The 14,465-nt window shown below is 63.3% G+C and carries 16 protein-coding genes and 1 pseudogene; 5 read left to right on the top strand and 12 right to left on the bottom strand.

The genetic code is table 11. The features are described 5' to 3' along the window. Positions 1-24 precede the first annotated feature (24 nt). Both RMET_RS25195 and xth read left to right on the top strand, forming a co-directional pair. Positions 25-570, top strand: a complete 546-nt coding sequence (locus RMET_RS25195; RefSeq protein WP_011519332.1) for a nitrous oxide reductase accessory protein NosL — start codon at positions 25-27, stop codon at positions 568-570. A 123-nt stretch (positions 571-693) separates the two neighbouring features. After that, complete coding sequence (xth, locus tag RMET_RS25190; protein ID WP_011519331.1) at positions 694-1,545, top strand: exodeoxyribonuclease III; 852 nt, start codon at positions 694-696, stop codon at positions 1,543-1,545. A gap of 25 nt (positions 1,546-1,570) precedes the next feature. On the opposite strand, the gene RMET_RS25185 is transcribed toward xth, so the two are convergent. The 4 genes from RMET_RS25185 to RMET_RS25170 all read right to left on the bottom strand — a co-directional run bounded on the left by RMET_RS25185 (position 1,571) and on the right by RMET_RS25170 (position 4,456). Further along, positions 1,571-2,176 carry a TetR/AcrR family transcriptional regulator gene (locus RMET_RS25185; protein WP_011519330.1) on the bottom strand — a complete coding sequence of 202 codons (606 nt, stop codon included), beginning with the start codon at positions 2,174-2,176 and terminating at the stop codon, positions 1,571-1,573. Between the two features lie 224 nt (positions 2,177-2,400). Continuing rightward, positions 2,401-2,898, bottom strand: coding sequence for a hypothetical protein (locus RMET_RS25180; RefSeq protein WP_011519329.1), 498 nt, complete (start codon positions 2,896-2,898; stop codon positions 2,401-2,403). Positions 2,899-3,295: 397 nt separating this feature from the next. Then, positions 3,296-3,991, bottom strand: coding sequence for a fumarylacetoacetate hydrolase family protein (locus RMET_RS25175; RefSeq protein ID WP_011519328.1), 696 nt, complete (start codon positions 3,989-3,991; stop codon positions 3,296-3,298). 42 nt (positions 3,992-4,033) lie between these two features. Beyond that, positions 4,034-4,456 (bottom strand): VOC family protein, encoded by a 423-nt coding sequence (locus RMET_RS25170; protein WP_008645798.1) that lies wholly within the window; start codon positions 4,454-4,456, stop codon positions 4,034-4,036. Positions 4,457-4,576: 120 nt separating this feature from the next. On the opposite strand from RMET_RS25170, the gene RMET_RS25165 reads away from it, so the two are divergent. Continuing rightward, positions 4,577-5,443, top strand: coding sequence for a LysR family transcriptional regulator (locus RMET_RS25165; RefSeq protein WP_017513109.1), 867 nt, complete (start codon positions 4,577-4,579; stop codon positions 5,441-5,443). Between the two features lie 28 nt (positions 5,444-5,471). Here the strand turns inward: RMET_RS25165 and RMET_RS25160 are convergent, their stop codons facing one another. After that, the gene (locus RMET_RS25160) at positions 5,472-6,779 is read right to left on the bottom strand and encodes an MFS transporter (RefSeq protein ID WP_011519326.1); all 1,308 of its coding nucleotides are present in this window, start codon (positions 6,777-6,779) and stop codon (positions 5,472-5,474) included. A gap of 41 nt (positions 6,780-6,820) precedes the next feature. Continuing rightward, complete coding sequence (locus RMET_RS25155; RefSeq protein ID WP_011519325.1) at positions 6,821-7,423, bottom strand: TetR/AcrR family transcriptional regulator; 603 nt, start codon at positions 7,421-7,423, stop codon at positions 6,821-6,823. Between the two features lie 145 nt (positions 7,424-7,568). On the opposite strand from RMET_RS25155, the gene RMET_RS25150 reads away from it, so the two are divergent. Further along, complete coding sequence (locus RMET_RS25150; protein ID WP_011519324.1) at positions 7,569-8,333, top strand: SDR family NAD(P)-dependent oxidoreductase; 765 nt, start codon at positions 7,569-7,571, stop codon at positions 8,331-8,333. 51 nt (positions 8,334-8,384) lie between these two features. On the opposite strand, the gene RMET_RS25145 is transcribed toward RMET_RS25150, so the two are convergent. From RMET_RS25145 to RMET_RS34265, 5 genes and pseudogenes are all read right to left on the bottom strand, one after another. Next, positions 8,385-9,686: a type II toxin-antitoxin system HipA family toxin gene (locus RMET_RS25145; protein ID WP_011519323.1), complete on the bottom strand. Its 1,302-nt coding sequence runs from the start codon at positions 9,684-9,686 to the stop codon at positions 8,385-8,387. Beyond that, positions 9,683-9,988 (bottom strand): helix-turn-helix transcriptional regulator, encoded by a 306-nt coding sequence (locus tag RMET_RS25140; protein ID WP_017513114.1) that lies wholly within the window; start codon positions 9,986-9,988, stop codon positions 9,683-9,685. Before RMET_RS25140 ends, RMET_RS25145 begins: the two co-directional genes overlap by 4 nt. Positions 9,989-10,128: 140 nt before the next feature. Then, a complete protein-coding gene (locus tag RMET_RS25135; protein ID WP_011519321.1) occupies positions 10,129-10,665 on the bottom strand; it encodes a hypothetical protein in 537 nt (178 codons plus the stop codon). A gap of 73 nt (positions 10,666-10,738) precedes the next feature. Then, positions 10,739-11,680, bottom strand: coding sequence for a patatin-like phospholipase family protein (locus tag RMET_RS25130; RefSeq protein ID WP_011519320.1), 942 nt, complete (start codon positions 11,678-11,680; stop codon positions 10,739-10,741). Between the two features lie 121 nt (positions 11,681-11,801). Then, positions 11,802-11,993: pseudogene (locus tag RMET_RS34265) on the bottom strand (DNA-binding protein); the annotation flags it as partial. A gap of 108 nt (positions 11,994-12,101) precedes the next feature. On the opposite strand from RMET_RS34265, the gene RMET_RS25120 reads away from it, so the two are divergent. Further along, on the top strand, positions 12,102-12,851 hold the full coding sequence (locus RMET_RS25120; RefSeq protein WP_029306413.1) for an AAA family ATPase: 750 nt from the start codon (positions 12,102-12,104) through the stop codon (positions 12,849-12,851). Positions 12,852-12,875: 24 nt separating this feature from the next. On the opposite strand, the gene RMET_RS25115 is transcribed toward RMET_RS25120, so the two are convergent. Beyond that, positions 12,876-14,408 carry an acetyl-CoA hydrolase/transferase family protein gene (locus RMET_RS25115; protein WP_011519317.1) on the bottom strand — a complete coding sequence of 511 codons (1,533 nt, stop codon included), beginning with the start codon at positions 14,406-14,408 and terminating at the stop codon, positions 12,876-12,878. Positions 14,409-14,465 lie beyond the last annotated feature (57 nt).

Raw genomic sequence — 14,465 nt, 5'->3', positions numbered from 1 at the left:
TTGCTGACGTTGGTGCTGGGAGCCATGGGTTGGTACGCCTTCCACGCAAGGGTTCGCGCCAGTTCGCAGGTACCCACGGATATCTGCTTTGTTGCTCCGGCCACGCCCTATGACCCAGCGTCCGGCATCGCACCTGACGCCCCGCGCGTCGTGCCAACCAATGCGCGGTGCCCGGTGTGCGGCGCATTCCCGTCGCGGGTGCCGGAATGGGCCGCGCAGGTGATCTTTTCCGACGGCGATGCCTATTTCTTCGATTCGCCGCTAAGCCTTTTCATCTACCTGCGCAACCTGCCACGATATGCGCCCAGCCGAACCGCCAGCGAGATAGCCGCGAGCTATGTGCGCGCGACCGAGGGTGGTCAATGGATCGCCACCAACGAGGCCGTTTACGTGCAGGGTTCGTCGGTTCCGGGGCCGATGCGTCAGGGCAACTTGCCGGCGTTCGAGGACGTGATGGCAGCCCGGCACTTCATTTCACGCCACGGCGGCACCGTCCTGCATTCGCCTGATATCACCGTGCAACTGTTGCAGGACCTGGCGCCGACCATGCATCGGGCCGACCATGCTTAGCGCGGTCGGTGCCCGGCGAACGCCAAGGTTCATTGGGTTGACCCGGTTGTGGCCGCGAAATTGACGGGCGGAGCGTGAACCAGGCACCTAAGATGAATAGCTATCCGACCTGGAGCGGTGCCGATGGGCCATCTCAAGATCGCGACGTTCAATATCAACGGCATCCACGCGCGGCTGCCGTCGCTGCTGGCATGGCTGGAGCGCGAGCAGCCCGACGTAGCCTGTCTGCAGGAACTCAAGGCCGTGGACGAATCATTTCCGGTGGCAGAGCTCCACGCGGCAGGCTACGGCGCAGTCTGGCAGGGGCAGAAATCATGGAATGGTGTGGCGATCCTCGCAAAAGGGTCGGATCCGGTCGAAGTGCGGCGCGGTCTGCCAGGCGATGCTGCTGATACGCAGAGCCGCTATATCGAGGCGGCCGTTGCAGGCGTGCTGGTGGCGTGCCTCTACCTGCCGAACGGCAATCCCCAGCCAGGGCCGAAGTTCGAATACAAGCTGGCTTGGTTCGAACGGTTGATTCGACACGCAAGCACGCTCTACGCCAGCGGCCACCCGGTGGTACTGGCCGGCGATTTCAACGTGGTGCCGACCGACGACGACATCTACAATCCGCGCTCGTGGCTCAAGGACGCACTGTTGCAGCCGGCGTCTCGCGAATGCTATCGACAGTTGCTTGAGCAGGGATGGACCGATGCGCTACGCACACGCTATCCCGACACCCGGATCTATACGTTCTGGGACTACTTTCGTCAGCACTGGCAGAAGGACTCGGGTTTGCGCATCGATCATCTGCTGCTGAGCCGAAGTCTGGCGCAGCACATGCGTGACGCTGGCGTCGACAAATGGGTGCGTGGCGAGCCGCACGCGAGCGATCATGCGCCGGCGTGGGTGGAAATAGAAATGGGGGCGGAAGCGGAAGCGAGAACGAAAACAACGCCCGCCGCGAGAGCAAGACGGCGGGCGTCGGGCGCGTGATGCGCCGAAAACGGTAATGCCAGGCCTAGGCGGCTACGGCTTCGTGTTCCTCGATGGCGCACATCGAGCCGCCAACGGCGCCAATCAGCATATTCGCTGCGGCGTCGATTCGATCATTCGAGCCGGACATCCGCGCGGTGATCAGTCCGTTCTGGATCGCGCCATAAAGCACCTTGGCCAGTAGCTGGGGCGGCACCGGGTACTGCTGGCCGCGTTCTGCCTCGGCGCGGCGCAGCATGTCGGCGATGAAGTTCTCGTTCGCCTGGAAATGCTCCTGCAGCAGCGCGCGAACCGCTTGCGGCAGGACCATCACCTCTGCGGCCAACATGCCGATCAGACAGATCTGCCCGAGGTCGATGCCATTGCTCAGCGGCAGTACATACTTCCGCGCCTGTTCGATCAGTGGAAGCGAGGTGTCGATCGCCGCGAGGCGGGCCACCGACGTTTGGCGGTACTGACGTACCACTTCCAGCACCAGGTCGTCCTTGGACGGGAAGTAGTAATGAATGCTCGAGGTCTTCACGCCCACCAGCTCCGCGAGGTCGCGATAGCTGAAGCCGTTATAGCCACGCCGTCGCATCAGCACCGAAGCGTGTTCAAGCAGTTGTTCGCGTACGGACGACGTTTTCATGGCGACTGTCCCCAGCTTTCGCTTTCGCGGGGGACCCTCCGATTTTCGCTGTCTCAGATCGACAGCGACTTTGCAACGAGCGAGACAAGGGCGCCGCTGCCAAGGGCCAGCATCACCCATCCACCCAGAATCAGGGCACTGTCACGCAGACTCATGATGACACTCCAGATGTTGGTGTCGGCCACCGGCCCGGCATGTGTATCGCGTCGGTGGCCTGATCTGTATTAGGCGTTTGCGCCTTCGGTGTACGGGTCGAACTTGCCGGTACGGGCACCGTCGTAGTACGGATCAACCTTGCGGGCCGGTTCGCTCGATACGCCGGTGCGATCCAGGCCGGCGACCATGCGTGCGCCATCGGTGTACGGGTCGAACTTGCCGACCTTGGCGCCGTCGAGGTACGGATCAACCTTGCGGGCGGGTTCGCTCGAGACACCGGTGCGGTCCAGGCCGGCGACGATGCGGGCACCGTCGGTGTACGGGTCGAACTTGCCGACCTTGGCGCCGTCGGTGAACGGGTCAGCCTTGCCGACCTTTGCGCCATCGGTGTACGGGTCGGTCTTGCCGACGCGTGCGCCGTCGGTGAAGGCGCTGCGCTGGTCGTTCACGCGATAGCTGTAGCCGTAGACTTCGCCGGCCTTCTGGGCGGCGGGGGCGGCTTGGGCGGCGCCAGTGACGAAAGCGGCGGCGAGTGCGGCGGCGGTCAGGATGGTCTTGGCGTTCATGATTGCTCTCCTTGCGAAGGGCCGGGCGATCTTGGTGTGTGGGTCGCGGGGCCGGTGTTCTGTGCTGCGAATCTCAGGGGTCTTGGTTTGGGCGCTGTTGCTATCTACTGATAGATAGGTAACCAGGGCTAAAAAAAAGACCGCCTCCCGGTACTGACAAACGACTTGGTGTTGCGTGGATCGGCTTGGTGCTGCGGACTGCTTTGCTGCATCGCGTCGTCCATGAGCCAAATATTATCTACTACTAGATAGATAGGCAAGGAGAATTTGGAGAAATTGCTATGCTCGAACTCGAGCAACCGCTCTAGAGTGTTCGTAATTGCATGAATAAAAAGGAAAAACGGCGTTGCTCACGAGAAATGAGCAACGCCGTCTGGCACTACGCGAATGTGATGTCTTAGCGCTTGCCGATGGTGAAAGTGATTTCACCAATACCTTCGACACCGCCGCTGACGACGTCGCCGGGGTTCAGGGCGCCGACACCTGCCGGCGTGCCGGTGAAGATCAGGTCACCCGGTTCCAGTGCAACGGCTTCCGAGATATAGGCAATCACATCGGCAACAGGCCAGATCAGTTCGGTCAGGTCGCCTTCCTGGCGCGTTTCGCCATTGACCTTGAGCCAGATCGCGCCCTTGGACGGATGGCCGATGCTGGATGCCGCATGCAGCGGACCGCACGGGCCTGACGCATCGAAGGCCTTCGACCAGTCCCACGGGCGGCTCATCTTCTTGGCGACGTCCTGCAGGTCACGGCGCGTCATGTCCACGCCCACGGCGTAGCCCCACACCAGGTCGAGTGCCTGCGCCGGGCTGACGTTCGTGCCGCCCTTGCCGATCGCGACAACAAGCTCGATCTCGTGGTGGAGGTTCTCCGTCAACGGCGGATGCGGCACCGTGCCTTCAGCGGCCACGACGGCATCGGCTGGCTTGGTGAAGAAGAACGGCGGTTCGCGATCGGGGTCCTTGCCCATTTCGCGTGCGTGGGCGGCGTAGTTGCGCCCCACGCAGAACACGCGGCGGATAGGGAAACGGGCCTGGCTGCCCGCTACGGCTACGCTGGCCTGCGGGGCAGGCTGGATGACGAATTCGGTCATGTCTCGCTGGATTGTCTTGGGATGGGTGAATCGTGTGGGGTGTTACTTCGCGAATACCTGGCTCATGTCGCCGAACGCCTTGAACTCCAGCGCGTTGCCCGACGGGTCCAGGAAAAACATCGTGGCCTGTTCGCCGACCTGACCCTTGAAGCGCACGTGCGGCTCGATCACGAACCGGGTGCCGGCGGCACGTAGCTTGTCGGCCAGGGCTTCCCATTCGGTCATCGGCAGGATCGCCCCGAAGTGGCGTACGGGCACGTCATCGCCATCCACGGCGCTGGTAGCGCGGTGGCCGCACTCGTCGGGGGACAGGTGCGCCACCACTTGATGGCCGTAGAAGTTGAAATCGATCCAGGCGTCGGAACTGCGGCCTTCCGGGCAGCCAAGCAGTTCGCCATAGAAGTGGCGGGCAGCGGCAAGATCGTGCACGGGAAAGGCCAGGTGGAACAGGGGAATGGCGTTCATGGTGGGGCGTTATCTCCATGGATGCGTGAAGGCGTCGTTGATTGTAATCAGCAGAACTCGTAATATGAAACGAATCATTTTTTGACTGAGCATCGAAAATTTCGATGCTTGAATCCCGCCTTGCTCCGCTATTTCAAGACCTTTCTCGTGGCCGCCGAAACCGGTTCGTTCTCGTCGGCCGGCGCGCGGCTCGGGCTGACGCAGTCGGCGGTCAGCACCCAGATTCGCCGGTTGGAAGAAGATCTCGGCTGCACGTTGTTCGATCGATCGGGCAAATCGGTGACCCTGAGCGAGGAGGGCCGGCAGATGCTGGCGGACGCCTCGCGCATCGTTGCGCTCTACGAGTCGATGAAGGGCGCGCGACTGCAGCGCGATACGGCGCCGCTGGATCTGGGGGCGGTATCGACCGTGCAGGCCAGTCTGTTGCCGCGTGCCATGCAACGTTTTCGCGTCGCGTTTCCTGACACCCACGTCAATATCGTGCCGGGCATGTCGACGCAGTTGCTGACGCAGGTCGATGCCCGCGAGCTGGATATTGCGGTGCTGGTCAAGCCGCGGCTCGGCATTCCACCCGAACTGAAGTGGGTGCCGCTGGTGAAGGAGCGCTTCGTGGCGGTGGCGCCGAAGGGGGCGCCGGCCGACCTGAAGACGCTGCTGTCGACAGTCCCGTTTATCCGATACAACCGCCACTCGACCGGCGGGCAACTCGTGGACCGCTATCTCAAACGGCACCGCCTTTGGGTACGCGAGGGCATGGAGTTGGACGAGCCTGCAGTCATCCTGCAGATGGTTGGCGAGGGGCTCGGTTGCGCGATCATTCCTTGCGAGCTTGTGCCGCTGGCGCAGACCCCGAATGTCGAGCAGGTGCCGATGCCGGGTATGCCGATGTATCGGGAGATCGGCGTGCTGGTCCGGCAATCGGCGTTGAAGCGTGCCAGCGCGGCGGCGCTCATCGACGCGTTCGTGGCGGCCTGCCACGAACGCTAGTGTTGCCTTCCGGCGCGCTCAGGAGCGTTCAGGCGCCAGCCGCTTGCGGCGTGACGCCATCTGCCCGAGGGGCCGGGCGCCGTACCATCAATGCGAGCAGTCCGGCGACGATACATGCGGCACCGGCCACGTAGAGCGCCGGGGAGTAGGTCAGCCAGGCCGTGCGCGACAATCCCGCACCGAATGCCGCCGTTGCCGCGCCGATCTGATGCGCGGCGAAGATCCAGCCGAATACCATCGCAGCGCGCTCTCTCCCAAACGTGGTGCCGGCAAGCTTGATCGTCGGCGGCACCGTGGCCACCCAGTCGAGTCCATAGAACATCGCGAACACCGACAGGCCGTACAGCGTGAACTCCGAGTGCGGCAGCCAGAACAGCGACAGCCCGCGCAGCACGTAGTACCAGAACAGCAGCTTGCGGTTGTCATAGCGGTCCGACAGCCAGCCCGAGAGGATCGTCCCGACGAAGTCGAACGCGCCCATCATGGCCAGTGCCGATGCGGCAGGTACCGGCGACATCCCGAAATCCGCGCATAGCGCGATGAAGTGCGTCTGGATCAGGCCGTTGGTCGACAGCCCGCAGATAAAGAAGGTGCCGGCCAGGATCCAGAACGTTTGTGTGCGCGCCGCGTCGCGCAACACCACGAACGGCCCGCGCCATGTCAGCGGCATGGCCGGTGCCGTGGTGGCGGGCGCCGTGCCGGGCAATTCGCCGAACGGCACCAGGCCGACGTCGGCGGGGCGATTGCGCATGAAGGCGAACACGAGGAGCGCCAGCGTGCCGCAGGCAAACAGCACCGGCAGCACGGCAAAGCGCCAGCCCATGTGTTCGATCAGCCAGGCAGCCGCCGGCAGGAATGCAAGCTGGCCGGTTGCGGAGCTTGCGGTCAACATGCCGATCACCAGCCCGCGCCGCGCCGTGAACCAGCGGTTGGCGACGAGCGCGGCAAGCACCATCGCCGTCATGCCCGACCCGATACCGAGCATCAGCCCCCACGCGATGAACAAATGCCAAAGCTGCGTCGATACCGTGGCCAGTGCCATGGCCCCGGCGATCAACGCCAGCGCCACGCAGACTACGTTGCGGACGCCGAAGCGATCCATCAGTAGCGCCGAGAACGGCGCCATCAAACCAAACAGCGCAAACCGCACCGCTAGGATCGACGAGACCTGATCCGTGCTCCAGCCCATCTCGCTGGTCAGCGGCTTGAGAAAGGCGCCGGGCAGGCCGAGCGCGGCGGCGGTAGTGAGCATCACGCTGAACGTGATGGCCGCGACGATCCACGCATAGTGGATTCCACGCCGGTCGAGCCGGTTCGATAGGGCTTGTGCAAACATGGGTCTCCCCTGGGGGCAATGAGAATGGGTGCGGCCTGCGGTCAGGCGTCCGTGGGTTTGTGGCTGGCCAGCAGGCGGTCTCGGGCTGCGGCGAGGATGTCGTCGGAAAGGGCGTCGCCACGCGTTGCACGCGCGATGGTGATGGCGCCGACCAGTGTGGCGAGATCGACCAGTGCCGAGTCGCCGGCGGCATCGTCGCCATCCGGCGCGGTGGACTGCCAGATGTCGATCAGTGACTTGAGGCCGTGCAGATACGCATCGTGTACAGGCTTGTCGCTGGCCTCGCGTGCCACGTCGCCGGCAAGCGCCGAGGCGGCGCATCCCCGGCCTGCTGCATCCCGATGGGTTGTGCTCAGGTATTGCACGACCAGATTCCGGCGTGCCGCTTTCCGGTCACCTTGCGCCTGATCGATGCGTTGCCGCCAGCGTGTGGCCGACTCCTCGAACGCCAAGGCGCAGGCCCGGGCGACCAGTGCGTCCCGTGAAGGGAAGTGGCCGTAGAACCCGCCATGGGTGAGCCCGGCATCTGCCATGACCTGCGCGACCGACACCCCATGCAGCCCATGTTCCCGGAACAGCCGAGCCGATGCCGCCTCAATGGCTGCCTTGTGCTGCTCTGCAACCGCCCGTGATGCGCGCGCCATATGACGATCTCCTTCATTCCCGATCGTGAATCCTTGCTTGACGCGAGTTTAGATGATGAACATACTTTATTCAATAGATGTCGAGCATCATCCAAATTGCAGGACCGACATCTACCTAACCTGATCAGTTACAGGAGTTCCACTCATGTACAAGCTCTTCGATATGTCCGGCCGCGTCGCGGTCGTCACGGGGTCCACCAAGGGAATGGGTCTGGAAATGGCGCGAGCGCTCGGCGCATCCGGGGCCCGGGTGGTGGTGTCTGGGCGCAACGCGGCGATCAGCGAAAAAGTTGCCGCCGCACTGAAGTCGGAGGGCATCGACGCCACTGGCCTCGCCTGCGACATCGCCGATACCGCCAGCGTGCGGGCCTTTGCCGACCGGGTGCTGGAGACGTTCGGCCGCGTGGACGCATTAGTCCTGAATGCCGCGGGCAGTGGTGTGGCCGGTTCAATCCTGGAGCAGGGGCCTGAGGACTTCGACGCGGTGATGGCGGGCAACGTGCGCGGCAATCTCGTGCTCGTCAACGCACTGGCGCCGCAGATGATTTCCCGCAACGACGGCTCGATCATCTTCATGTCGAGCATCGCGGCACGTCGGGGATCCGCGCTGTTGCCGCTGTACAGCATCTCGAAGGGGGCCGTCGATCTGGCGATGCGCAGCCTCGCTCATACGCTCGGACCGCACAACATCAATGTGAACAGCATCAATCCGGGGCCGGTCCGCACCGATTTCTCGCGTGATGCGCTATGGGGCAACCCCGACCGCGAGAAGGCGTTGTCTGCCTCCATCCCGATGCGGCGCATTGCCGAGGCGCGCGACGTGGCGGGGTTGGCCGTGCTGCTGGCATCGCCCGCTGGACGCTATATCTCCGGGCAGACGATCGGGCTCGACGGCGGCGCTACGGCTTGATCCAGGTACGGCGCACTGTATCGGCGTTTGGCGCACTTGGCGCACTTGGCGTCAGGTTCGGGTCAGTGCCACACCACCGGCGAGACGCTCCGACACGGCTCGGCGGACACCTTCGGGCGCATCCTCCAGAATGCGTGGCCAATCGGCTTGAGCCTGACGCACCGTCTCCCTCGCGATCGACAGCAAACGCGCGCGCCTGAGCAGGCCGGCGGAGCGCACCATGGCGTCGAGGTCGTCGAACGTATAGGCGCGCAAGGTCTTGTCGATCGCGCGATTGATGCCGTAGTCCGTCACGGGAACGTCGTCGAAAAACGCCGTCACGCATACGGGGTCGTAGAGCGGCGAGAGGACAGGCGCCCGGCCATCCGGATAGCGAACTGCCCAATTTTTCAAATGGGCATCGGTGTTGCCCATCAGCAGGAATGCAACGAAACGCTTGATGAACTCCTGGACGTCGGGCGCGGGGCGCGCCGAAAGTCGATCGAGTACGCGAAGCATATTGCCGTAGTCGAGCGCGAGCGCGCGACCGTACTTGTTTCGCGGTGCGTACCCGAGTATCTGCGCGAACTCCTCCATGTGCACGCGATGCCCGCCAGGGGCGCGATCGAAGCGTTTGACGGCCAGAATGCGCTGGAAGGGCACCTGCTCGGGTAGCTCGGCTTCCTCGCGCGAGATGACTGTTGCCTCTGCGCAATCGAGCCCTAGGGCCCTGCATAGCTGGTAACCCGTGAATTCGTTCTCGACCAGATCGGGATGGCGCGTCGATGGCAGTTTGAGGATGAAGTCGCCAGCCTCGCCGTGGCGCTTGACCACGTAACGCCGTCCCTGCTGGATGGCCGAGAATTTCGTGACCACGCCGGGGATGGCCGCGGCGTCTTCCACCGGGTCTTCGACGAAGCCGGGCTCCAGCACATCGAGCCCTAGCGCGGTGTGCCAATTGCGCACGATCTGGGGCACGCCTTCGGCGGGCGGAACGGGTTCGACTTCCACCGCGCCCGGCAAGTCGTGACCGGCCGCCGCCAGCAGTTCGAACTCGTCTTCCGTGCTGCAGCCGCGCTCGCTGGCCAGGCGCTCGCGATTGTGGCCCTCCGGCAGGAGGTTCTGGAAGAACACCGGCCAGTGACCGTCCGTGCGGACCACTCGTACGTCCCGTAGCGCCGTGAGGATCGCCCGCGTAGCCGCCTCTGTCTCGCCGACGTATCCGAGCGACAACGTGGGGCGATTCTCGTCCTCGATGTAATCACGGTCGAAAGAGATCCGGAGGATGTCGCCATACTGGGACAGGTAGCCGATGCCACGGCGCCCGGTAGCCGTATAGAGAAACAGGCGCAGGTAGCGGATCGACGTGGTCATTTCGCGATCAAGGTGTCGACGACCGACGGTGGGGCATCGCCGCCCGGAGGTTGGGCGAGATACTTGCCTCCGGCGCGAACGAAATTCTCGAGATCTGGCCGCAGCACCGTTGGCACAAGCATCACGTCCATGCCCAGGGCGCGCGCCATTTCGATGACGGTGGACAGCCTGGGATCGATTTCGTGGCTTTCCGTGCGCTGGACGGTCATCCGCGACAGGCCTGCGCGTGACGCGAGTTCCTGTTGGCTGACGCCGGCGGCACGACGGGCTGATTCTAGTTCGCTCTGTAAGGCTGTGCTCATTATGCTACTCATTTATGCATGAATGCATAGAAAGAGTAGCAAGTTGCCGCGTGTTCTTCAAGGTGAGATGAGTATCTTAATCATCATTTTGGTCAAAATGATCATTAACTGATCATACGCGCCCAAAATCCTGGACAGGATCAGAGCTGACCTTGCGGGGTGACGGCCGCAGGCGGCTGCTTATCGCGGGTCGCACTGTACGAGAAGTACTTGGCCTTCGCGCCCTTGGCCCAGTAGGCCACGACGAGCGCCTTGCCATCGCGGGCGTAGAGCATTTCGATGCCGCCGTTTGCCGCCGCCCATTCCGCATAGCCATTCTCGGCATTGGCATCGGTCTTGCGTTTCGACTCATACCGCGCATCGAGTTGCCGGACGACATCGTCCATTGCCGACCGGTCGAAGTTCAGGGTGACGAGCGCCACGGTGTCATGCTGGTCGCAGTTGACCGTCGCCTTGGTCAGGCCTGGCAGCTTGAATCGTTCCAGATTCCGGATTTCGATGGTGTCGCCGCCAGCCCAGGGCGAGGTGCCGGTCTTGGTGCGATCAGGGCCCGACGGCATACGCGTGCACGTCGTTTTTCCCAGTTCGACGCCGAGCGGCGCGGCAGCATTGAGGGTTTCAGCGTGGGCCACCGCGCTGGTTAGCAGGGCGGCGCAAAACAAGGCAAGCGTCTTCATCGAGTAGCTGTGGCTTCTGAATTTGAATGGTCAGCCACGATTTTACGGCCAGCTGCTGCGTGCGCTTGAGATATCAGTGTGGATGGCCGTGCCCATGCTGCTTGGCATGGGCGTGTCCACTGGTGGGGCCAAGCAGATCTGTGCTGCAGCTTGGCGACGCTTCGTCGTGCGTATGCGGCTCCAGCGCGCCCGGCACGCGTCGGCTGGACAGGCCGTCGGCACGCAGCCAGGCCACCGTTGCCTCGGCTGCACGCTCGATCAGTTCGCCGCAGCGAGTGTAGTCATAAGGCGAGATATCTAGCGGGCAAAGCGGTGGCACCACTGCGATCTGGGCCTGCTCCGACCAGCGTTCCAGGTCATACACGAGCTGCCGCGCCACTAGCAGCGACAGGGCATTGAAGGCGTGCTCGACGGCCCCGCGTGGCGGCCTGCGTTCGGCGCAGGCAAAGCCGGCTGGCAGCACGATGATGCGGGTCGCGCCCAGCCGGATGGCGGTGGATACAGGAGTATTGTTGGCGACGCCACCATCGATCAGCTTGCGGCCACCGACTTCCACCGGCGGAAAGACACCGGGAATGGCGGCGCTGGCCAACACTGCATCGACGATGTTGCCCGCGGAGAGCACGACTTCGGCACCTGTCTGCATGTCCGTGGCGACCACATAAAGCGGTACGGCGGACTCTTCGAGCCTGGCCGCGCCAAAGTTGCGATTGAGCAGGCGCCGCAAACCGAAGGATTCCACAAGGTGTCCCCGGTTGCCAGCGATCATCCCGAACATGCTGCGCCACGACCATGGCAAGACTTCCGCCCTGGTGATGCTCCGCCACAGTGATTCCAGCCTGGCGGTACCTTCGGCATGGGGGTTGCATGCAAAGTAGGCCCCGTTGATCGCCCCCGCAGATGCGCCGATGACAAGGTCCGGTGCCACACCCCATTTCACCAGTTCCCGCAGCATGCCGACCTCGATGGCGCCCAGGCTGCCACCGCCGGCGAATACGAATGCAGTCTTTTCCATGGATATCGGTATGAAGGGCAGGGCGCCCGTCAATGTTGTCGCGTGATGGTCGTGAGGACAGCATAGGCCACTTCCGGCCAGCTCCAAAGAGAAGGGATGGCACCGGCAATTATGCGACTAGTTCGGTCAATTGCGCGGACGGGGCGATTCGCCGAACGTCGGCCAGGGCGCTCAGAATGGCATCGCGTGCGCAGGGCGCTTCCCGCGTGAACAGCAAGGCAAGTCGGCCCGGCAGGCAGATACCCGTGAGCGCATCGTCGCACCCGTCTGCGCCCAGGCGTTCAACCAGCTCATCCAGATTGAAATGTGCAATTAACGGCCAAGAGGCAGTTCCATCAGCCTATGAATTGGCCAGCAGATAAGGGGGCGGGGCAAGATGTGCAAACATTGCGGTCGTCTGAATGACTTCGTCGCCAAGCACATGCTGTCCAGCCAATTCGTCAGCCGCGTAACCCTGCTTCGGGACAAGGTTCCGGGCTTCGATCGCTATCCCTTCTCGTTGCCAGCCGTGCGCGAGCTGGAGACGCTCGATTTGCACCCTCGCGTGACTTTCCTGGTTGGCGAAAACGGTTCCGGAAAGTCGACGCTGCTGGAAGGGATTGCGGTGGCGCTCGGCTTCAATGCCGAAGGTGGCAGTCGCAACTTCAGTTTCGCCACACGCGCGTCGCATTCGGATCTTCACGAATACCTGCGCATCGCCAAAGGCGTCCGCCGGCCGAGCACGGGCTATTTCCTGCGCGCGGAGAGCTTCTACAACGTTGCGACGGAGATTGAACGGCTTGATGCGGAACCCGGGCTAGGCGCGCCGGTGATCAACTCGTATGGTGGCCACTCATTGCACGAGCAGTCACATGGGGAGGCTTTCCTGACGCTGCTGACCGAGCGTTTCCAGGGGAAGGGGCTCTATATCCTCGACGAGCCCGAGGCTGCGCTATCGCCGGCAAGGCAGTTGGCGGTGATTTCGCGGCTGCACGACTTGGTGCGGGAGGGATCGCAGTTTGTGATCGCCACGCACTCGCCCATCCTGATGGCTTATCCCGACGCATGCATCTACCAGTGCTCGGCGCGCGGCATCGAGCCGATCGCCTATCAGGACACGGAGCACTACCAGATCACGCGTGACTTTCTGGTCGACCCGGAGCGGATGCTCCGGGTGTTGATGGAAGACTGAAGGAAGGGCCCCAGCTTACTTGGCTTAGGCTGCCAGCGCTTCGATGGCGGCCTTGCCAACGTGGCCCTGCGGCTGCATCGTGCCTTGTTCGCGGTAGTTGATATGCCAGGCGAACGCTTCCTCGAGCAGATGAGGCGTCTGGCCTCCACGGAGGCAGGCGCGGCGGAAGTAGTCGAGCAGCCCGTCGCGGTAGGCGGGGTCGGCGCAGTTGTTGATGACCTGCAGCGCTCGCTCGCGCGGTGCCAGTCCGCGCAGGTCGGCCAGCCCGTGTTCCGTGACGAGGATATCGACGTCGTGCTCGCTGTTGTCGACGTGCGAGACCATCGGCACGATGCTGGAGATCTTGCCGTCCTTGGCCACCGATTTGGTGACGAACACCGACAGGTACGCATTGCGCGCGAAATCGCCCGAGCCGCCGATACCGTTCATCATGTGCGTGCCGCCAACGTGCGTCGAGTTCACGTTGCCATAGATGTCGCACTCGAGCGCGGTATTGATCGTGATCAGGCCCAGGCGGCGCAGCACTTCGGGGTGATTGCTGATCTCTTGCGGGCGCAGGATCAGACGCGATTTGTAGCGCTCGATATCATCGAGCACGCGACGATACACGGGTGCCGACAGCGTCATCGACGATGCCGAGGCGAAGCGCAGCTTGCCCGCGTCGATCAGCGCAATGGTGCTGTCCTGCAGGACTTCCGAATACATGGTCAGGTCGTGGAACGGCGAGTCGGCCAGCCCGTGCAGCACGGCGTTGGCGATCGTGCCAATACCGGCCTGCAGCGGCTGCAGCGACGTCGAGAGCCGTCCGGCGCGCACTTCACGATCGAGCAGCGCATTCAGGTGTCCGGCGATCTGGCGCGTTTCGCCATCGGGCGGCAGCGCGTTCGATGGGCTGTCGTCGCGCTGGGTGATCACGATCGCGGCGATGCGCGACGGATCGACGGGGATGTACGGCAGGCCGATGCGTTGCTCGACGGCGATCAATGGAATCGGCTGGCGATATGGGCGTTGTACCGGGAACGCGATGTCATGCAGTCCCTCCAGCCCGGTCGGCATGTTCAGGTTCAGTTCGACGATCACCTTCTTCGCCATCATCGCGAAGCTGGCGGAGTTGCCGACCGACGTGGTGGGCACGATGCCACCCGTCTCGGTGATAGCCGTGGCTTCGATAACCGCGATATCGACGGGTGCGATCTGGCCGCTGCGCAGTTGCTCGACGGTTTCACCCAGATGCTGGTCGATAAACATCACCTCGCCGTCGTTGATCTTGCGGCGCAGCGTGGAGTCGGACTGGAAAGGCAGGCGGCGGGCAAGCACATTGCTCTCCGCCAGGATCTTGTCGGTGTCGTTACCGAGAGATGCGCCCGTGATCAGCGTGATCTGCAGCGGATCGGTGGCAGCGCGGCGCGCCAGCGCCACCGGTACGGCCTTGCAGTCGCCTGCGCGGGTGAACCCGCTCATCCCTACCGTCATGCCATCCTGAATCAGTGCTGCAGCTTGATCGGCCGACATGATCCTGTTCTGCAGGTCTGCCAGGCGAATGCGATCGCGGTACATCTCGTCTCCTTGCTTGCTTGGGGGCTGTCTGGTTCTCCGCCAGCGGACCTTGTGAAT

This window comes from Cupriavidus metallidurans CH34, assembly GCF_000196015.1.
In the GTDB taxonomy this organism is placed as follows: domain Bacteria; phylum Pseudomonadota; class Gammaproteobacteria; order Burkholderiales; family Burkholderiaceae; genus Cupriavidus; species Cupriavidus metallidurans.
The sequence above is the reverse complement of the archived record's forward strand: the minus strand, read 5'-3'. Positions and strand labels throughout refer to the sequence as shown.